Origin of the sequence: Acinetobacter sp. WU_MDCI_Abxd143, assembly GCF_025514195.1 — a bacterium.
GTDB lineage: Bacteria > Pseudomonadota > Gammaproteobacteria > Pseudomonadales > Moraxellaceae > Acinetobacter > Acinetobacter pittii_H.
Genome location: NZ_JAHPTH010000001.1, coordinates 910,410 through 930,728 on the forward strand (window position 1 = coordinate 910,410; position 20,319 = coordinate 930,728).

A 20,319-nucleotide genomic window follows, 5' to 3' on the forward strand; every position below is an offset into this window, starting at 1 on the left:
TAAATAATTTTCTATAAAAAAGCCTCCAATTGGAGGCTTTTTTATTTTATATCGTTTATTTACGGTAGCGTCTATAGACCACTAAACCAAGTAAAGATGCTAAAGACAAAATTCCTAAACTACCACCACCGCCCCTACTACTATTTCCACCAGCAGCAGTATTACTGCTAACTAAACTCAGAGTACCAGCATTTGAAATTTTATTATCAGCGTCATATACGTAATAAGTTAACGTATCATTGAAGTTATTAAAACTGTTCTTAGCCTGAATATAAATATTACCACCATAACAAGTATTATCCTTATCTTCACCTGGACAAGGGCCTTCTCTATCTGCCTTCACGACCGTAAAAATTCCATCTTTTGAGCTTTTACTTGGTAAATAGATAGGTAAATCTGCAAACTGAGGTTTATTTGGCTTTGTAATAAGTGTATTAGCTGGACCATCCCCATCATCATTTGCATATTTAAGTAAGTTTAATGGAATGATTTCATTTGCTAAATATTGAAATACCACCTTACTATCACTTGCTACTGGTGCAACATTATCAAATCGGGCTTCTAGCAGTCCTGATGATTGAATAGACCCATCTTTAGTACTAACCGTATATTTACAATAATTGTAATCGCCAGCTTGGGTAGTAATATCATCCGATCGATAAAATATAATTTGCTGCAAAGCACTATTCCACTCACAAAAAAGTTTATCATCTTTTTTCGTGCTTGAAACTTTGTCGTCTATCAATCCTGTTCCAACAGATTCAAGATTAATATTATAGTCCGTACTATTAAAAAATTTGAGAAGATGGCTACTATCTTCATTTGGCAAAGGCAAACCATTTGCCTTCAAATCAATATAGATTGCTCGATATTTTGCATTGGCCTTAGTTTGATCAAGAAGATTTTTATAATTTGCCAAATCTTTTTTTAGAGCATCCCACAAATATGAATAAAGTGGATTAGTCAGATTTTTTTCTACTGTATCATATTGTTTTTGATATCTCTCAAGTAAAGTAGTAAGTGATTCATTACCCAAACCTCTTAAATCACCAGCAGTTAATTTCATTAATTCTATAGAGCCTATATCACAGCTATTACGAGCAATGTTATCGGGCTGATAATATGGCTTATTAGTTGGGAGTCGAGCTAAACCACGTTGATCTATATTAGCGCATATAGCTTTACCCTCAGGGTCTACATCTATTAAATCTTCTTTTCCAGCAGCTAACAATGGAAAATAAAGTGGTAAAAAACCAGTTACTGCTGCAGCTTTTTCATGGCGCTCAAGTAAAGAGTTAAATGGAACACCTGAAATATCAATTGTCTTATTAGCTGACGAAAGTACCTCTGTTGGTAAATCACATTTATCAGTATTATTACTTAAATTTAGTGCATTGAAAGATAATCTAAGACCTGAGTTCTTCAAATCAGCTGCTGAGCCTGCCAGATATCGACAAGCATAACCAACTGGATTGTATCCAATTATATTAAAATTTAATTCTTTCCCACCTAAACTATCATATAGGAAAGTTGTATTTGCGTTATTTTCAACAATAGTATTATTTTGTAGTTTTAAACTACTTCCACCACTTAAAATAGTTGATGGATTTGTTGTATTACCAGGAATCGCATCTCCTGTAAATTTTAAAATAACCCCATTTACAGTGCTGGCAATATTTTGAGCAATTGTATTAATTGTAAAAGTAGCTTTCGGCTCGCCACAAAATTCAAATGTACTAGCAGAATTGCTTGAACCATTCTTGACAATACTTGAGGATGTAAGAGTAACCTCTCGTTTGGCATACTCAGTACCATTTTTACAACTCATAGCTAACACACTACCAGTTGTTGCCTGATTGCCTTGTACCAAGGAATGACTTATCGATAGGTCTACCTCATTGCCACCAAGAAAAATCGCTCCACCTTTCGGTGCTTGTGAATTCAAAATTTGAGTATTTAATAAGGTAACATCACCACCCGCATAAATAGCCCCACCTTGATTTGAAGCCATACCATTTTCTAAAATAATATTTTGCAGGAATAGAGCTTTTTGATTTTCCGCTGTATTAAATATACGCGACTTGCCCGCAGCATTAATACGTGTTTTAAGTTCTGGTAGAGCAGGATAGTCATTTGTTAAAACATTCTTTTCTGACCAAATTTTATCTTCTTCACGTTCACCATAGCCATAAATAGAAATATTAGCATTGGGCACCAATTCTTTATTTAAAGTATAAGTTCCAGCTTTTAACTGAATTACCTGATCAGTATCGAGGCTAAATACAGTACATCCATAAGCGGATTTACGAGTTTCTGCAACTTTAATAGCTTCTCTTAATGAACATGCGTTCGTATTTTCACCATCTTCATCAGCAAAAGTTGTGACCTCAATTCTTTTATTTGTGGTATCAGCAAAAAGTGGCATATTTGCAAGCACAGCTAATGCTAATAATGCCTTCTTATAATTTTTCATAGTCTCATCCCTGATTATGACTTGAAACGGCGTAAAGCAATTAAACCTAATAAACTTAAAATAAAGACCCCACCAACACTACCTCCACCTCCGGTACTGGCAGATTTGTCTTCAATTCCAGATAAAGGATCCTGAACAATTCTTGTCGGAATAGTGATATATTGAAACTCTACGCCTTCATTAAATCGAGACACACTCGTAACAACCTGTATACTAAAAATATCCGCGCCATGCCAGTTCCCATTTGGTGTATAAATTACATTTCCATTTTGATCTAAAGTTATAGTGCCTTTAGAAACTGGGGTGTCTGTACTTTGTTTAATTCTAAGGCATCCTGGTTGCCATTCTTTTCCATCAGCTCGCTCGCCAAACAATCGCTTACACGTAGCTGGAGTCACTAAATCTGCTTCACTTAGAGAACCTAGTATATTAAATTTTGCAACCTGCCCATATCTAATATCTTGGCCTACTGAGGATATCTCAGTATCTAAAATATATTCGATCGCTCCAAGATCACATAACTCATCATAACCACTACGTTTTTTCCCACGCTGATCAACACTTTCACAGCTTGCTAATCCGACTGAAGTGCCGTCACTATATAAACGACCTTTATTAATAATTAAGGAGTCAGCTAAAGTATTATAACTTTCTAAAAGTCGAGGTTTAAAAAAACCTAAAAAGCTATCTTTAGGAGTGTTAAAAGGGCAAAATAAACCTTCTTTTGCTGTTACATCACATACTCCCTCATCTGTACTACCTGCTATTAATTTTTCATTAGCGGGATAAAGAATATTAGGGAGCTTAGATGTCGCATTCCTATTACATTCGGTTGTCACTAAATTACTTTGTATAATTGCTTTATCGGTACCAGTAGCCTGACAGTTGATCGTATTTCCAACTAAAACACTATTTGAGATAGAAGCCTTGCCTTGTGGGGCATCAAGAAATAACCCTTTATCATTTTTGATCATCGTGATGTTATTAACAAACATTCCATCTTGAACATTTGCAATAAAACCTACTTTATTGTGGAAAAAAGTACTGTTACTCAGTCCGGTAGCACGCTGAGTTAAGTATCCACCTGTACTTGCATCATCAAATTTACTTGCACTGAAGAAAAGTGATCCAGCTGCAGAACTAACTTCATTGTCTCGAATTACAGACTGCGTGACCAAATACAAAGGCTGTTCGCTATAAATTACTCCACCTTGTGTTGCTTTATTATTTTGTATAAGAGTATTGGTAATAGTGACGAAACCATAAGTCTGGCCACTTTTCGTGACCAATCCTCTATTATAAATTGCTCCCCCTTGAGCTGCGTATCCATCAATTAAACGGGAGTTTTGGATCTTTAATATTTCATGATTATCGATCAACCCACCAGTGACAGCTTTAGATTTTAAACCAGCGCCTTGTAAGTTAAGATCAGTTAGTGAAACAGAAATTGATGCTTTTTCAATACTTTCATCATCAATTATAAATAACTGATCGGTACCCACCATTTTTATTGTAGCGTTATGCGAACCTGGTTGATCAGTATCAACTAGCGTAGAATCATTTTTAGCAGTACTAATTGTTAGAGGGGCTGTAATCTTTATTTTTTCATTAAGTGTGTACTCTTTATCTCTTTGCAAAATAATATTGCTTGAGTCACCACTAGCACAGCCACGATAACCATCTTTTACAGATGCAACAACCTTAGAATCACTTGAATTAAGTCTATTTAAAAGTTCAACAGCTTCTCGTAATGAACAGACCGTGTTATCGACGTCTTCATCAGTTGTAGTTGTGACTTGAATATCGGCAGAATAAGCGTGTCCAGCAGCAGCCAATAAAGCAAAAGCAATGCTCCGTTTGAGCATACCCATCTCCTTACATCTTTTTTTCATTTTTCTTTGTCAAAATTGCAAAATTTCCACTTTTGCAACCGCATCCTTTGTGCGTACTTTGTCACAGGAAGTAGAAATTCTCAAGACATTTTGGTCGGTCTTTAGAGTCATTTTTGAGCTAGATTACAAAAAGCTTCGTAGTTCTAAAAATTTTTTTTAAATACAAAAAAGTGGCGTATTAAAAAATTAAAAGAAAATTTAGAAATTATAAATATAACTATTCTGAAATGAAAAAACTTATGTAGGGAAAGCTATTTTTTTAAATTATATGAGTTTAATTTAAGCAAAACAGCAAATTTAAGATCAAGAAACTTATTGTTGATATTCATCAATCAAAGCGTAAATTTGTCTTAAAGTCGCATTAGATAGTTTTGTTTTTTCACCTTTGAGCAGCTTTTCTAACTGCGCAACCGTCTGTAGTAAAAGAGAGGCCTGATGAGGACCATGTAATAATAAGTAGTCAACAATTTGCTGATCGAAGTGGATACCACGTCTAGCCATTACAGATGTAACCAAGGCATAGCGGTCTGCATATAAACTTCCACTCGGCACTTTTACACTAACGGCCTGTGTAAGTCGTGACTGTAAGTCTGGCAATTCAAGCTTTAATTCGATCGGTGCTACACGCGAAGAAAATACAAGTTGTCCTTCGTGATTATTCATTAAATGAAAAACAGCTTTTTGCCAGTGAGGTACGCCACTAATTGATTCAATATCATCCAAAGCAACAAGATCATAATGTTCTAGAGACGTAATTGCCTCAATAGGTGCATCAAGCAGTTCCAGTAAAGAGACTTTAATCGCAGATTTGCCTAGTTCTAAATAAGAATCACAAATTGCAGAAAGTAAATGACTCTTCCCCGTCCCAGCTCCACCATAGATGTAAAACCTACTCACCAGACCAGCATGTAATTGACGCACAGCATCGACTACATGCCCCCAACCCGGTCCCGAAAAATCACTGATTCGGGCATCAAGTTGAGGTTCTATATCCAGTTGGAGTTGACGCATATATTGAATTAACCTTGAAATTATTTCTGGTTAGGGGATTTCAGTTCATCTGTATCTTGCTGTGTTTTAACTTCAAGATCAAGCTTAGTGCTCTCAGTTTGTACATGAATTTGCTCAATATCGCCATGTTGGATCACTAATGTAGAAGGTGGAGCATAAAGTGAGCTTCTTTCATAATTCTCTCTTAAATGCTTCAACAACACTACAATAACCGCAGCAACAGGCAATGCAATTAACATTCCCAAGAAGCCTGCAAGCTGTGCACCTGCCAATACTGCAAAGACAACTGCTACAGGAGATAGGCCAATTTTATCGCCCAGTAGGAATGGCTGTAGAATATAGCCTTCTACCGCTTGGCCAATCATAAAAACTACACCAACCAGTAATAGATGCATCCAATCCAATCCGAACTGGAACAAGCTGGCAATAACAGCTGCAATAATACCTACGGCAAATCCTAAATAAGGAATAATACTAGCAAGCCCAGCCACCATACCAATAATAAGACCAACTTCCAAACCAATGAGTTGCAAACCAACTGCATAAACTACGCCAAGCAATAGCATGACCAGAAACTGACCTTTAACAAATGCACCTAAAACGCTATGGCATTCGCCAACGATCTGTAAAGTAGTTGCTTCATATGGACGCGGAATGAGACGACGTAAGTTTTGTAACATACGTTCCCAATCAAGCAAGAAATAGAAGGCAATAATAGGAATTAAAACAACTGTCCCACCAATTTGAATAAAATTCAAACCCGATTGAGCCAATTTTAATAATACTGCCTGAATGCTGTCTGCACTATAATTAGTTTGGACATATTCCATCACAGCTTTAGACAACTGCTCGGTGTCAATTTCCATTTGCTGGACATTAAATGTCGAAGATACCCAAGGTAAAAAAGTAGCATTAATCCAGTGAATGCCTGCTGGAATACTATCTCGGGCATAAACTAATTGTTTCCAAATCAGTGGAACTAAATACCAGAGTGCAATAGTTAAGGTTACGCCTATTCCAACAAATACCATGCTAATTGCCAACCAGCGAGGCAATTTCATTTTTACCAGCACATCAACAAGTGGACTGAATAAATAAGCGAGGAAAAAAGCACCGATAAAAGGAATGACTACAGGCTTGAGTAAGTACAACACCCATACCAGCAATACAATACCTGCGAGTAAAAAAATACGGCGCAGTATACGATCTTGCATAAAATCTAGCCTTTTTTGATTTAATCGTTATAAATGAAAAAATATTTTTATTAAAGATAGCATTTTCGAGCATAAATAACATAAGAGTTTCGTATATTCAGGTTATAATCTGCCGCCAATGCGGAGACTTCATTTATGAGCAACTCAACTTCTACCCCAAATACCGGTTTAAGCTACAAAGATGCGGGTGTCGACATTGAAGCGGGCGACGCACTGGTCGATCGTATCAAGTCAGTCGCTAAACGTACAAGTCGTCCTGAAGTAATGGGCGGTCTTGGTGGCTTTGGTGCACTATGCAAAATTCCTAAAGGTTATGAAGAGCCTGTTTTAGTTTCTGGAACCGACGGTGTAGGAACTAAATTACGTTTGGCACTTAATCTTAATCGTCATGACACAATCGGCCAAGACCTTGTGGCTATGTGTGTAAATGACCTTTTAGTTTGTGGTGCAGAACCATTATTCTTCCTTGATTATTACGCGACTGGTCACTTAAATGTTGACGTTGCTGCAAATGTTGTTACTGGTATTGGTAAAGGTTGTGAGCTTGCAGGTTGCGCACTTGTAGGTGGTGAAACCGCAGAAATGCCAGGCATGTATGAAGGCGAAGATTACGACCTTGCTGGTTTTGCTGTTGGTGTTGTTGAGCAAAGCAAAATTATTGATGGCTCTAAAGTAAAGTCTGGTGACGTACTTATCGGCGTTGCATCAAGTGGTGCTCACTCGAATGGTTACTCATTACTACGTAAAATTTTAGACGTTAAAAACGTTGATTTAACTCAAACGATTGATGGTCGTCCTCTTGCTGATGTAGCAATGGAACCAACTCGTATTTATGTAAAACCAGTTCTTGAACTCTGCAAACAAGTTGATGTTCATGCTATGGCACACATTACTGGTGGTGGTTTACCAGGTAACTTACCTCGCGTATTACCAAATGGTGCACAAGCAGTAATTGATGAGTCTTCTTGGGAATGGTCTGAATTATTCCAACTTCTACAACGCGAAGGCAATGTAGAACGCTTTGAAATGTACCGTACTTTTAACTGTGGCGTAGGTATGGTTATTGCTGTTGATGCAAATGATGCTGAAAAAGCAATTGAAGTGCTTAATGCTCAAGGCGAAAAAGCTTGGAAGATTGGACATATCCAAGAAAATGCTGAATCAGTAGAAGGTGCAGACGAAAAAATTCGTGTGATCTTTGCATGATAAAAATTGCTGTTCTAGTCTCTGGGAACGGCAGTAATTTACAGGCCTTGATAGATGCAAATCTATCAGGGCAAATTGTAGGTGTACTGTCTAATAAAGCAGATGCTTATGCCCTAGAGCGTGCTCAAAAAGCCAATATTGCTACCGCTGTTATCTCCCATAAAGACTTTCCAACGCGCGAAGTTTTTGATGAGGCAATGCATCAGCAACTCTTAGCTTGGGAAGTAGATGTAGTTATTTTAGCTGGCTTCATGCGTATCTTAACACCAACCTTTGTCAACAAATGGCAAGGGAAAATGCTGAATATACATCCCTCGCTTCTTCCAGCTTACAAAGGTGTGAATACTCATCAACGTGTTTTAAACACAGGTGATCGTTTGCATGGTTGTACCGTACACTTTGTAACTGCTGAACTGGATTCTGGTCAATCTATTGCCCAATCAGCTATATCAGTTAAAGAACATGATACTGCCGCTTCATTAGCAGATCGAGTGCACACACTTGAGCACTTTATCTACCCACAAGTTGCAGAGTGGCTGTGTAACGGTCAACTTACATGGAAAGATGGGCAAGCCTATTTCCGTAATCAAGTTCTAAAAGACCCTATTCGTTTTGCAAGTTGGTAAAGTATTTTACTAACAAACAAAAATAAAAAAGGACATGCTGGCATGTCCTTTTTTTATAAGCTTTAAATTAATTTAATTAATGATGAATCAATTTCTTTATAGAATTTACTGTATCAATAGGATGCTCTAGAGGGAACATATGGCCCCCTTCAACCACAGTAAATGGGATTCCCATTTTTCGCTTTGCCATTTGAGGAAAGCCTCTTTTTAAGAAATCACTTCCTTTACCCACAACTAAATGCACAGGCATCTTAGGTTTTGGCATAGGCAGCCACCACCAAGAAGGATTTTTACGGAAAATTGCAACTTCATCTTCACGAGAAATCGTTAAAGTTACTCCACCGCGAATCGAATCTTCTTTCAAAGCATAATCAATATAAGCCTGAAAACAATCTTCATCAAAATCTTTATAAAATCCTTTAGGACGAAGTAACTCAGCAGCCTGCTCTCTCGACTCCCAATGTTCACGACGACGTGCAGATAAGCCCGCTGGTGTCATCGCATCAACCAATTTAGGACGAAATAATTTTGCCATATGAAAAGCAAATGAATATCGCCCTAAAATAAGAGGCGGATCTAACATAATGACTTGAGAAAACAGTTCAGGACGTCGAAAAGATGCCATTAATGTTAAAACCGAACCAAGAGAATGGCCTAATCCGATGACTTTACGTCCTTTCGCCTGACGCACAATACTATCAATAACTTGATCAACCAAAGCAGGCCAATGGTTAGTCACAGGATAACGTTTGTCAGGACCAATGAGTGGAACATAAATTACATCATACTCATCTTTTAATTGATCAAACAATTTTTGATACACCATAGATGGCACACCATTAGCATGCGCAAAGTGTATAACCGGTTTTACTGACATACCGTTATCCTAAAAATACAGATTTATTGTAATTTTGCGCTTTGACTAGTCTGCACCTCTTGAGCAATAGATTCACTTACTCCTTGCCCGATTTGTGCTCCCATACGACCCAAAATGGATTGTAGTGGGTTACGCTCAATTGTGTAGTCAACTTTATTATCAAGGTTTAGTTCACGCATCAAGCTCGTAATATTACCTGAACGGTCAGCAACACCTAATTGAATTGCTTGTTCACCCGTCCAGAATAAACCAGAAAAAATAGCTGGATCATTTGATTTCAAGCGCTTGCCACGGCCTTCTTTCACTGCGGTAATAAAGTGAGTATGAACATTATCAAGAACAGATTGAATATGTTGCTTTTGAGCAGGATCAATCGGTTTTGTCATACTTAAAATGTCTTTATTCGTTCCGGCAGTTAAAGTGCGATCTTCAATACCCAGCTTCTGAGCTAAACCAGTAATTCCATAGTTCGGCATGATCACGCCAATTGAGCCCACTAAACTTGATGGATTGACAATAATTTCATCGGCAGCAGACGCAATATAGTACGCACCCGATGCACCCATATCACCAATAACAGCATAAACTTTTTTATCAGGATGTTGTTTTTTCAAATAACGAATTTCCTGCCAAATTTCATCAGACTGAACTGGAGAACCGCCAGGTGAGTTAATATTAAGTGCAACAGCTTTACTATTTGAGGCTTCAAAAGCACGTTTAAGCGCTTTATTGGTATCTTCACTATTTACCGCTTGATTGCTTGAAGCATCAATCGTTCCAATAATATCTACCACCGCTAAATGAGCACTACTGCTACTTACAGCAGAGCCTTCTTTGCTGGTTGAACAGCCTTTACCCATAAGTACAATAATAAATAGTAGATAAATAAAAGTTAATGTTTTGAAGAAGATACCCCAACGACGACTACGGCGTTGCTCTTCTACTGAAGCAAGTACAGCCTTCTCAAGAATTTGCCATTCTGGTCCATTTTGTTTAGGGATTATAGGTTCATTTTGTGGTTTTGGTGGCCAATCGGACATAAAATTCCAATCCAAATCAATCTAAAATGATGTCATTATATACGTTGATTTGATAAAAACTGTCTAAATTATATGATTTCATTTATAATATTTTTATCTTTTTTTACTTGTTGCCTCCTTTTTACCGCGATAGATGACCAAACTAGATGTAAAAAGCATGAACTATTACTTACTCAAAACTTTTAGCCGTCAACCCATTCAATTTGGACGTTTTATTGCCCGTATGTTGGCAGGGTTAGTCAATACTTTAAAAATTACTAGAACATCAAAAAGTATAGAACTTAACTTACAAATTGCACTTCCCCACTTAACACCACAGCAACGAATAGATATTACACAACAAGCTATTCGTAACGAGTTAACCTCATACTTCGAGTTTTTAAGTATTTGGGGCTCATCAAATAGTAAGAATATTTCAAGAATTCACCATATTGAGGGTGAACATTACTTTCATGAAGCACTGGCAGAAAAAAAAGGTGTGGTTTTGATTGTTCCACATTTTGGTACCTGGGAAATCATGAATGCTTGGTGTGCCCAGTTCACTTCCATGACTATTTTATACAAGCCTGTAAAAAATGAAGATGCAGACCGTTTTGTTCGCGAAGCACGTAGTCGTGAACAAGCCAACTTGGTACCTACCGATGAGACGGGTGTTCGACAAATTTTTAAAGCACTAAAACAAGGCGAAACCACGGTAATTTTACCCGACCATACACCTAATGTTGGTGGGGATATGATCAATTATTTTGGTGTACCACTTGCTTCAAGTAATTTAAGTGCCAAGCTCATCCAAAAAACAAAAGCCAAAGCATTATTTCTTTATGCGATTCGTAATGAACACGACGGTTTTACGATGCATATTGAGCCTATGGATGAGAAGATTTACGAAGGTAGTGCCGATGATGGAACCTTTGTTATTCATCAAGCCATTGAACAACTGATCCAGCATTATCCTGAACACTATCACTGGAGTTATAAACGTTTTAAAGCAAACCCTGCTTTAGATAATATTTATAATCTTGATCCAGATGAAGCGCTACAAATCATTGCCAAGCTTAAAGCCGAGGCTTCACAAATTCCGGTGAAGCCAAGTACGCTCGAAACGTCGAGTGTATAAAACCATCTGATGATTGCGAGATACAAAGCTTAATGTTCCTTGTTCAACTGTGCTTTTAAATGGAATATGAAGTGCTTGTACTCTCGCTAAAACCTCTTTGCTTGGATGACCATAACGATTATTAAAGCCAGCAGAAGCAACAACAAGCTTTGGTTTTAGAGTCGCTAAAAAGTCATAAGCCGAACTATGTTTACTTCCATGATGACCTAATACCAAAACATCTACCTTTAAATCAGGATATTCTTTCATGAGTTGATATTCTGCTTCCCACCCTGCATCACCCATAACTAAATAATTTTGATAACCATTTATCTGTTTTAAGCGAATATAAACCACACAAGAATATTGGTTTTGATTTGAAGAAACTAAGTTTAAATCTTTTTCTTTAGGCCAAAGAATTTCAATATCTAATTGTGGATATTGCCATTTTTGCCCTTGATGACAATAAGTAAATGGTTCTTTAATTTGCTCTTTCCATAATTCATTTGATATGACTTGTTTAATAGAAAAAGTCTGAGCAATCGAAGGAAATGCTCCGCTATGATCTTGATCGAGATGAGATAGTACGACGTGATCCAGTTGCTTAATTCCCTTTTGACGTAAATATGGAATCACCACATTTTGACCAATACTAAAAGCTTTCTCATTATAAGACCCACCTGTATCGATGAGCCATGTCTGCTGCGGGTGCTGTAAGAATATAGATTGCCCCTGTCCTACATCTATAATATTTAATTGAATTTGCTGGGACGACTTATCTGGAATGATCAAGGGTAAACAGCATATTAGCCCCCAAGATTTAGGTAAAACCCCACGCGGTAAAAATAAGATAATAATAACGAAGCTAAGGCAAACCAAAGCAAGTGGTGTGAGGCTAAAACCTTGTAATGGTAGAGATAGCTTCTCTAAAAAGCCAAAACATGTCAGTACTATATTAATCAGAACATCATTAATTTGAAAAAGTAAATTTCCGAAGGAGTTAAAAATAAGCCATACACAAGCTGCAAAAATATTTAAAGGAACAATTACTCCTCCAAGTAAAGGAACAGCAATAATATTTGTAAAAGGAGCAACCCATGAAATCTGTTGAAAGAAAATTAGCATTAAAGGACATAGGGCTATAAATATTTTGCCTTGAGATTCAATTAAGATTTTGCCGAAAAGAATGATTTTAGATAACAGACTAGTTGAAACAAGATTTGGAGCCTGCTCTATAGTTTGATAAATCCGTAATAAAATAAAGCAAGAACCATAAGAGAGCCAAAATCCTGCGGATAAAACACTAAAAGGATCGCAAAGTAGAAGTAAACTTGCACTATAAACCAAGAGCGAAAATGGCTTAACAGGCAGTTTGGTCAATAATAAAGAAGCAAATAAAAATACTGAAAGTAAAGTTCTTAAGGCGGGAATTTCAAAACCAACAAATGCCGTATAAATCAAAACACCAAAACATAACGGAATCATGGTCCAAATTTGTTTAGGTTGACGCAAATAAAGCTGCGGATAATAACGTCGTATTAATTGATGTAATCCCCAAGTCAACATCATGGCAAAAATGAGTACATGAGGCCCTGAAATCGCCAATAGATGAGAGATTCCTAATTCCTTAAATTGATTTCTAATCTCATCATTTAAGAGACTTTCGTCCCCTGTTAATAAAGCTAATAATAGTCCTTTATTTTGCAAAGGAGATTTTTGTAGCATCAATCTAAATTTTAGACGCAATTTTTCTATATTTAATTTTTGGCTGTTAAAAAACTTTTGTTGCTCTTTTAAATGATGTTGATAACCCAACTGATAAATTTCATTAGAGTTTAAAGGCTCAATATGCTGAACACTAAAACTAGACATTATGTCTCGCTGAATAAACCATTGTTCTTGGTCAAAAACACCAGCTACTGCATAACTATGAGCAGGTTTGGTTTTACCAGAAATTCGATAGTAATGGCCTAATTTTAATTTTGGCTCATCTACGGCTGAGATTACTTTTTGATTTTTTAAATATAATAGCCAATTAACGGGATGTAAGGACTGCCCTAGTACCTGAACGGGTTGCTGTGTCTTATCTTCTTTTTCTTCACTTATACGGTCGACATACACAACAATATCTAGAGTTTTAGGCTGCATTTGTCGCAGTTCTAATCTTTGATTTAAGGCATGCTGAGCATATTGATATCCTATAGTAAAGAGACTAATAGCATAGACTAGACAGTAAATGGTTTTAAATATGGGGCGATTTAAGAAAATATTTCTCTTAAAAATATAAAAAATAAAGCCTATAACAAGCGAGACTTTACCTAACCACCCATATTGCATTATTAAAGGGAGGTCTATCCCCATAAATGCAATACCCCCAATCCACCCCATTAAAATAAGTTTTAACATTTAAAGTCATATCATTATCTTTTTAGGGGCAAAATTAAAGCCCAACTCAGTGGGCTTTAACAATGTGATTTAATGACAATTTTTAAGAACCACTCACCCAGAGTCCATCTTGCATATGCAAAATAGAATCAGCAGCCTGAGCTAAATGCTCATCATGGGTCACAATTAACATTGCCATGTTGAGTTCTTTCTTAAGATCGGTCAGTAATTCAAAAATACCTAGAGCTGTTTTACGGTCTAAATTACCTGTAGGTTCATCAGCCAGAACAACTGCAGGTTTAGTGACTAAAGCACGCGCTAAAGCCACACGTTGGCGCTCACCACCCGAAAGCTCCCCTGGCTTATGATCCATACGATGAGACAATCCAACTCGATCAAGTAAATATTCAGCTTGCGCTTTTACCGATTTAAATTGGCTATCTGCACGAAGCATTAAAGGCATTGCTACATTTTCAAGCGCAGAAAACTCGGGTAATAAATGGTGAAATTGATAAACAAAACCGAGGTATTGGTTGCGCTGAAAACCACGTTCAGCTTCACCTAAATTATCAAAGCGCTGACCATTTAAAAATACTTGCCCTTGAGTTGGCTGCTCCAAACCACCTAGCACATGAAGCAGAGTACTTTTACCTGAACCACTCGCACCGACAATCGAAACAAACTGCCCTGCTTCAACTTGTAAAGAAAGACCTTTAATGACTTCAACTTTAGATTTACCGTCATCAAAATGTTTATATATTTCTTTCGCTTCTAAAACAATTTTACTCATAGCGCAGAGCCTCGGCAGGTTGAACTTTGGCAGCACGAAGCGCCGGATAAATAGTCGCCAAGAAGCTTAAAAGTAAAGAAACAATCACGATAATCGTCACATCTTGCCATCTTAAGTAAGAAGGTAAGTAATGTACAAAGTAAGCATCAAATAGATTTAAGCCCAACACATTGTTAAACCATGAAATGATATCGCTAATGGTTAAAGCTAAAATAACACCTAAAACCGTACCTGCAACGGTACCAATCACACCAATTACGGTGCCTTGAACCATAAATATTTTAGTAATCATGGATGGCGAAGCGCCTAATGTACGCAAAATTGCGATATCAGATTTTTTATCAGTCACCACCATGACCAATGACGAAACAATATTAAATGCTGCAACCACAATAATAAGGACAAGCAATAAACCGACTAGAGTTTTTTCCATTTGAATGGCATTAAATAAATTACCATGCGTATAGGTCCAGTTCGTCGCGTAGAAATTGCTTGGTAAACTTTTTACTAAGTCATCAGCAACTTGCGGTGCTGCAAAAATATCATCTAGTTTTAAACGGACACCTTGAGCACCATCTGGTAAGCGTAATAAGGTTGAAGCATCATATAGGGCAATATAACCCACCATAGAGTCCACTTCAGCGCCTACACTAAAAATACCAACCACTTTAAAACGCTTGAAACGAGGTACAACACCTGCTGGAGACGGTGTTGCTTCTGGTAAAACCAATGTCACACTATCATTTAGACGTAAGCCCAATGAATCAGCCATATCTTTACCAAGTACAATACCAAATTCACCTTTTTTAAGTGAATCTAAACTCCCGGCAACAATATGATTTTGAATAATAGAGACATTCTTTTCATATTTTGGGTCAATACCCGTCACCATAATACCAGCGACTTGCCCTTGCGCAGTTAACATACCTTGCAATTGCGTAAAAGGTGCAACCCCTGTTACATGTGGATGATGTTCAACTCGCTTCACGAGTTCAGGCCAATCCGTGAGGATTTGTGTAGATGAAACTGTTGCTTGCGGCACCATTCCTAACACACGGTTTTTCAATTCGCGATCGAAACCGTTCATGACAGAAAGTACTGTAATCAGCACAGCGACACCTAGTGTCAAACCGACCATCGAAACCAATGCAATAAAAGAAATAAAATGATTACTGCGTCTTGCGCGAGTATATCTCAACCCTATATACAGTGAGATTGGTTTAAACATACCTTCTAAATCCAAGGTCATTGATGGAAAATATAAGATGTTGATGGCAAATTGCACCCCCATCTACTATTTGACCATACCGTTAGATGCTGTATTAAGGTTTAAAAATCAGTAAGTTCTGACTTATCCTTAACAATCCTAATATTATATTGCTGCGCTATTTTCTACTAGTTAAGTTGGGAGATCAATTTGATCGTGCATTTCGCTACGAATTAGAACAATTTAATGAATAAGCTCAACAAATTACCCAAATCTTCTACTATTTAGACTTCATATGTTGAGCAAAGTTCCGGTTTGCCTGAATGTCTTTATAGAAATATAAAAAGAGTCCAGACAAGATAATGAAAGCGCCTACAAAAACCATAATTGAAAGTTGTTCATGGTTTAAAGCAGCCCCAATTATCATAGCGATCATTGGCGTGATCACTGTAGTTAAAGACAAGGTGGTTGCCTGAATATTTTGTATAAGTTTGAAATAACAGAACATAGCAACCAGTGAAGCCATGAGTACCGTATAAATTAGGGCAAATAATGATTTGGCTTCCGGCAAATGTGTCGGTGCATATTGCCAAATAAATGGGATGAAACAACTAGCAAAAATAGAAGACACTAAAATAGAGCCTGTTGCCTGAGCCATCGGCTGGATCTGTGCATTAACTTTCTTGACCCAGAAAATTGAAAATGAATAAACAAACACACTGATCAGCATAAGAACAATACCAAACGGGTGTACATGCTGATTCGCACCGCTCAGACAAATAATAGCTAGCCCACAGACCGCAATTGCCATACCCAACCATTGCAGCTTATAAAGTTGTTGGCCAAAAGCAAACCGCCCAATAAGCCCCGCCATAATCGGTGCTAAGCCAAACATAAGTGCAATCATGCCTGAACTTAAATATTGGGTCGCGGCATAAGTAAAAATTTGAGAACCAATTAAGCTAAAAGATCCAGCAATGTAGCTATGAACTGCTTGTCGATGAGTCGGAAAAGGTGTTCTCAAAATTAGCAATATGATGACAGCCAAAGGCAGTGCAATAAAAAAGCGTAATAACAATGCCCACATCAGATGTAGATCTGACACACTCCAGACAATTGCCAACGGAGTTGTTGCCCAGATAAACACTAACAAGGCATAGGTTAGAGCCAAATTGGTTTGCGATGGCATGCGATGCTCACTTAGCTATTTTACGTTTTTGCTTTAAAATCGTTTGATCTAATGAACTTGAAAATTCACGTTTATCTCGCTCGGAAATAGGAGGCGGTCCACCAGTTTGCACACCTGCACCACGAAGCGTATCCATGAAATCACGTAGATGTAAACGCGCTTTAACATTCGCCGTTGTATAGACTTCACCACGGGGATGAATAGCAACTCCACCTTTCTCAATCACCTGAGCTGCCAGTGGAATATCCTGCGTAATGACAATGTCATTTTCAGTCATACGATCAACTATTTCTTTATCTGCTTGGTCGGCACCACTTAACACTTGTATTGATTTAATTCGTATTGAAGGCGTAATCCCAACATTCTGATTAGCAACAAAAATGACTTCTAATTGATAACGATCTGAGGCACGTAAAATCACTTCACGTAAAATTTTCGGTAAGGCGTCTGCGTCTACCCATAGCTTAAATGGCAGCACGTTATTCTCTATTTCCACTAAAAATATTAGTCTAACAGATGCTTTTCTAAGGTGAGTAAAAATAACGATTAAAGTGATTTTTAATTTCAACGTTTATATTTTTATAAGTTAAGCGTACTTTTATCTTATAAATAGAAACGGCGCTTCTTTTTAAATAACTAAATACGCGCTTTTACAAGAGAATTTACATATGGTGACTTGAAAAATAGTAAACACCCTCGATTTAATATAACAAGTAATGTGAACCCAACAGCATCGTGCTTATGAAAAATCAAAACAGTCCAGAAGTTATTAAAGTAAATGACCAAAATTTTGGTAGTCATGGAGAACATTGGAATCTATTGACGTCCCATCCCGAAACAGATGTACCAAAATGGTTAGGACTGGCACTTGATGCACCTGTAATGCCAATGGGTTTGTGTGAATATGAAGAAGACATGGACCAATCTTTTTGGCTCATTCAAGGTCCACAAGACCAAAAAGTTACCATCAATCAAATTATTGCTGTTGAAAATCAAAAACCTCGTGCGCTTAAAACAGCTTTCCCAAGTTTTGAAAGTCCGTATCAATATAATGCGAAAATTGAACGCATCATTACTTGCGACTCTGCTACACAAGCCGTGTTAAGTTTAAGACTAAATAAAAATACAACTGTTTATGCATTTGATAATTTATTTAGTGTTAACTACTGTCAATATGACAAAAATCAAAACTATCAAGTCCAATTTAATGCATGGGCTTATGAATTAGAACCTGTTCCAGCAGGTGAAAAAATCATTGTTGATGACCCCGCTTCTATCAAACATCACCGTGCATTAAATGCAATTTTAACTGAACATAATGGTGTTGCTCCTGAAAACTTACAGGAACTCATTAATGAATGGCAACCAAAAACTCCAGAAGATCAAGAACCTGTAACCGTTGATTTTTCTAAAATGGTCGCTTATTTATATGGCGAAAATCTTGGTCAAGAAGATGAAGCATGGTTCCAAGGTAATATTGTTGGTAAAACTTCTATGACATTTATGGGGGCAGAATATACCCTTTATGATGTCACTTTGGTTTTAGAAGATGATCTTCCTGCCATATTAGTGCGCATTGCGACCAAAAACGATTTGTATAAAAACTTTAATATTGGCGAATATATTCGCGGTAATATCTGGATTCAGGCGACTATTTGTGCTAAAAAGGGTGAAACTAATTGAATTTCACTAATATTTTAATAATTAGGTTATTGAATGAAGATTATACCCGAACAAACTACCAGCCTCATTCAATCTAGTAGCCTGCGCGTAAAGGTCGATACTGGTGCGTTTTGCTTTTTTGTATTGGGTATGTTTTTAGCTGCCATATTCGTGCACCAACTTGGTTTAGTGCCTTTTTAGTTTATAAAATTTATTCAAAAATAAAGCCCTCATTTGAGGGCTTTATTTATTTATTTGATTTGCTTAACCATTACGTTTTGCAAAATCATCCATAAAGCTAATTAAAGCCTGTACGCCTTCTAACGGTACAGCATTATAAATACTTGCACGCATACCACCCACAGAACGGTGTCCAGCTAAATTCAACAAATGATTTACTTCCGCTTCTTTTAAGAATTGCTTGTCTAAAGCCTCATCTGCCAAGGTAAACGGTACATTCATAATTGAACGGTTCGGAATTGCAATCGGGTTATTGTAGAAATCGCTTGAATCGATATAACCATATAACAACTGAGCTTTTTCAAGGTTAACTTTATGGATAGCATCTACCCCACCCTGCTCTAGTAACCATTCAAATACTAAACCAGACAAGTACCAAGCGTAAGTCGATGGTGTATTTACCATAGAACCATTTTTCGCTTGATCACCATATTTTAAAATGCTTGGAATTTCTGGTTTAGCTTGATCAAGTAAGTCATCACGAATAATGACAATTGTTAAACCAGCAGGACCAATATTTTTTTGTGCGCCAGCATAGATTAAACCAAACTTGGTCACATCTAATGGAGCAGATAAAATACTTGATGAATAGTCACAAACAAGTGGAGCTTTTACATCAGGAATTCCTGCGAACTGTAAGCCACCAATCGTTTCATTATCCGCATAATGTACATAGGCTGCATCGTCAGATAAATTCCATTCGCTTTGTTCAGAAATTGCGAACTTGCCATCTACTTTAATACCAGCATTTACAACATTAATGTCGCCATAACGTTTTGCTTCTTTTAACGCTTTTTCAGACCAGATGCCGGTGTGAATATAATCGGCTTTACTGTTCTTACCTAAAAGGTTTAAAGGAATAGCAGAAAATTGTAATGACGCACCGCCTTGTAAAAACAGTACTTTATAGTTTTCTGGAATATTCATTAACTTGCGTAAATCTGCTTCAGCTTTTTCAGCCACAGCAACATAGTCAGCACTACGGTGACTCATTTCCATGATGGATAGACCTTTACCTTGCCAATCCAACAATTCTTGTTGAGCTTTTTCTAAAACGGCAGTAGGTAATGCAGCAGGACCAGCACAGAAATTGTACGCGCGCATGATTTTTCCCTTGTATAAAGTCAAACACAGTAAAAATGGCATTTAACCACAGATTGCTTAAGCTTGCAGCAGCTTCTCAAGTAAATATTTCAATGCTGGACTGTATTTAGGTTTATTTTTTCAATTATTGTTGTCGTCATTTCTTTAGTTTTAATAATCAGCTTCCTCAGTTAAAAAAATTTTAAGCAAAAAGATCAACTTGACTTGTGATTATCATTTCACATACCTTGATAGCTATTACAAAAATATTGGCTTAGTAAATTCAATAAATAAAGGAGCTAAAAAACACCATGTTTTTATACAATTG

The 20,319-nt window shown here is 37.1% G+C and carries 17 protein-coding genes and 1 pseudogene; 6 read left to right on the forward strand and 12 right to left on the reverse strand.

Going from position 1 to position 20,319, the window contains the following annotated elements:
• Positions 1-55: 55 nt before the first annotated feature.
• From KTI79_RS04295 to cxpE, 4 genes are all read right to left on the reverse strand, one after another.
• Positions 56-2,473 (reverse strand): CSLREA domain-containing protein, encoded by a 2,418-nt coding sequence (locus tag KTI79_RS04295; RefSeq protein ID WP_032053001.1) that lies wholly within the window; start codon positions 2,471-2,473, stop codon positions 56-58.
• A 14-nt stretch (positions 2,474-2,487) separates the two neighbouring features.
• Positions 2,488-4,338: a rhombotarget A gene (rbtA, locus tag KTI79_RS04300; RefSeq protein WP_032052999.1), complete on the reverse strand. Its 1,851-nt coding sequence runs from the start codon at positions 4,336-4,338 to the stop codon at positions 2,488-2,490.
• Positions 4,339-4,677: 339 nt separating this feature from the next.
• Positions 4,678-5,376, reverse strand: a complete 699-nt coding sequence (hda, locus tag KTI79_RS04305; protein ID WP_032052997.1) for a DnaA regulatory inactivator Hda — start codon at positions 5,374-5,376, stop codon at positions 4,678-4,680.
• 20 nt (positions 5,377-5,396) lie between these two features.
• Positions 5,397-6,590: a chloramphenicol efflux transporter CxpE gene (gene cxpE, locus KTI79_RS04310; protein WP_016140247.1), complete on the reverse strand. Its 1,194-nt coding sequence runs from the start codon at positions 6,588-6,590 to the stop codon at positions 5,397-5,399.
• Positions 6,591-6,725: 135 nt separating this feature from the next.
• Between cxpE and purM the strand changes: the two genes are divergently transcribed.
• Positions 6,726-7,796, forward strand: coding sequence for a phosphoribosylformylglycinamidine cyclo-ligase (purM, locus tag KTI79_RS04315; RefSeq protein WP_009393601.1), 1,071 nt, complete (start codon positions 6,726-6,728; stop codon positions 7,794-7,796).
• Complete coding sequence (gene purN, locus KTI79_RS04320) at positions 7,793-8,422, forward strand: phosphoribosylglycinamide formyltransferase (RefSeq protein ID WP_016140245.1); 630 nt, start codon at positions 7,793-7,795, stop codon at positions 8,420-8,422. The genes purM and purN overlap by 4 nt, the downstream gene beginning before the upstream one ends.
• A 76-nt stretch (positions 8,423-8,498) precedes the next feature.
• On the opposite strand, the gene KTI79_RS04325 is transcribed toward purN, so the two are convergent.
• Both KTI79_RS04325 and sppA read right to left on the reverse strand, forming a co-directional pair.
• Positions 8,499-9,299, reverse strand: coding sequence for an alpha/beta fold hydrolase (locus KTI79_RS04325; RefSeq protein ID WP_017385815.1), 801 nt, complete (start codon positions 9,297-9,299; stop codon positions 8,499-8,501).
• 23 nt (positions 9,300-9,322) lie between these two features.
• The gene (sppA, locus tag KTI79_RS04330) at positions 9,323-10,339 is read right to left on the reverse strand and encodes a signal peptide peptidase SppA (RefSeq protein ID WP_005067744.1); all 1,017 of its coding nucleotides are present in this window, start codon (positions 10,337-10,339) and stop codon (positions 9,323-9,325) included.
• 133 nt (positions 10,340-10,472) lie between these two features.
• Here sppA and KTI79_RS04335 point away from each other — a divergent pair, with 133 nt between their 5' ends.
• On the forward strand, positions 10,473-11,456 hold the full coding sequence (locus KTI79_RS04335; protein WP_079284090.1) for a lysophospholipid acyltransferase family protein: 984 nt from the start codon (positions 10,473-10,475) through the stop codon (positions 11,454-11,456).
• On the opposite strand, the gene KTI79_RS04340 is transcribed toward KTI79_RS04335, so the two are convergent.
• From KTI79_RS04340 to KTI79_RS04350, 3 genes are all read right to left on the reverse strand, one after another.
• Entirely contained in the window at positions 11,409-13,841 is a 2,433-nt protein-coding gene (locus KTI79_RS04340) for a DNA internalization-related competence protein ComEC/Rec2 (protein ID WP_032052989.1), read from the reverse strand. The genes KTI79_RS04335 and KTI79_RS04340 overlap by 48 nt on opposite strands.
• Positions 13,842-13,923: 82 nt before the next feature.
• Positions 13,924-14,610, reverse strand: coding sequence for a lipoprotein-releasing ABC transporter ATP-binding protein LolD (lolD, locus tag KTI79_RS04345; RefSeq protein ID WP_002118798.1), 687 nt, complete (start codon positions 14,608-14,610; stop codon positions 13,924-13,926).
• Positions 14,603-15,838: a lipoprotein-releasing ABC transporter permease subunit gene (locus tag KTI79_RS04350; RefSeq protein ID WP_004790618.1), complete on the reverse strand. Its 1,236-nt coding sequence runs from the start codon at positions 15,836-15,838 to the stop codon at positions 14,603-14,605. Before KTI79_RS04350 ends, lolD begins: the two co-directional genes overlap by 8 nt.
• Positions 15,839-15,966: 128 nt before the next feature.
• On the opposite strand from KTI79_RS04350, the pseudogene KTI79_RS04355 reads away from it, so the two are divergent.
• Positions 15,967-16,068 (forward strand): annotated as a pseudogene (locus KTI79_RS04355) (PilZ domain-containing protein); the annotation flags it as partial.
• 29 nt (positions 16,069-16,097) lie between these two features.
• On the opposite strand, the gene KTI79_RS04360 reads toward KTI79_RS04355, so the two are convergent.
• Entirely contained in the window at positions 16,098-17,006 is a 909-nt protein-coding gene (locus KTI79_RS04360) for a DMT family transporter (RefSeq protein ID WP_057074300.1), read from the reverse strand.
• Positions 17,007-17,013: 7 nt separating this feature from the next.
• Positions 17,014-17,502 carry a YaiI/YqxD family protein gene (locus KTI79_RS04365; protein WP_079284089.1) on the reverse strand — a complete coding sequence of 163 codons (489 nt, stop codon included), beginning with the start codon at positions 17,500-17,502 and terminating at the stop codon, positions 17,014-17,016.
• 245 nt (positions 17,503-17,747) lie between these two features.
• Here KTI79_RS04365 and KTI79_RS04370 point away from each other — a divergent pair, with 245 nt between their 5' ends.
• Positions 17,748-18,689: a hypothetical protein gene (locus KTI79_RS04370; RefSeq protein ID WP_086376152.1), complete on the forward strand. Its 942-nt coding sequence runs from the start codon at positions 17,748-17,750 to the stop codon at positions 18,687-18,689.
• 33 nt (positions 18,690-18,722) lie between these two features.
• Positions 18,723-18,869 (forward strand): hypothetical protein, encoded by a 147-nt coding sequence (locus tag KTI79_RS04375; protein ID WP_199937000.1) that lies wholly within the window; start codon positions 18,723-18,725, stop codon positions 18,867-18,869.
• Between the two features lie 63 nt (positions 18,870-18,932).
• Here KTI79_RS04375 and serC read toward each other — a convergent pair whose 3' ends face one another.
• Positions 18,933-20,012, reverse strand: a complete 1,080-nt coding sequence (serC, locus tag KTI79_RS04380; protein WP_032052980.1) for a 3-phosphoserine/phosphohydroxythreonine transaminase — start codon at positions 20,010-20,012, stop codon at positions 18,933-18,935.
• Positions 20,013-20,319 lie beyond the last annotated feature (307 nt).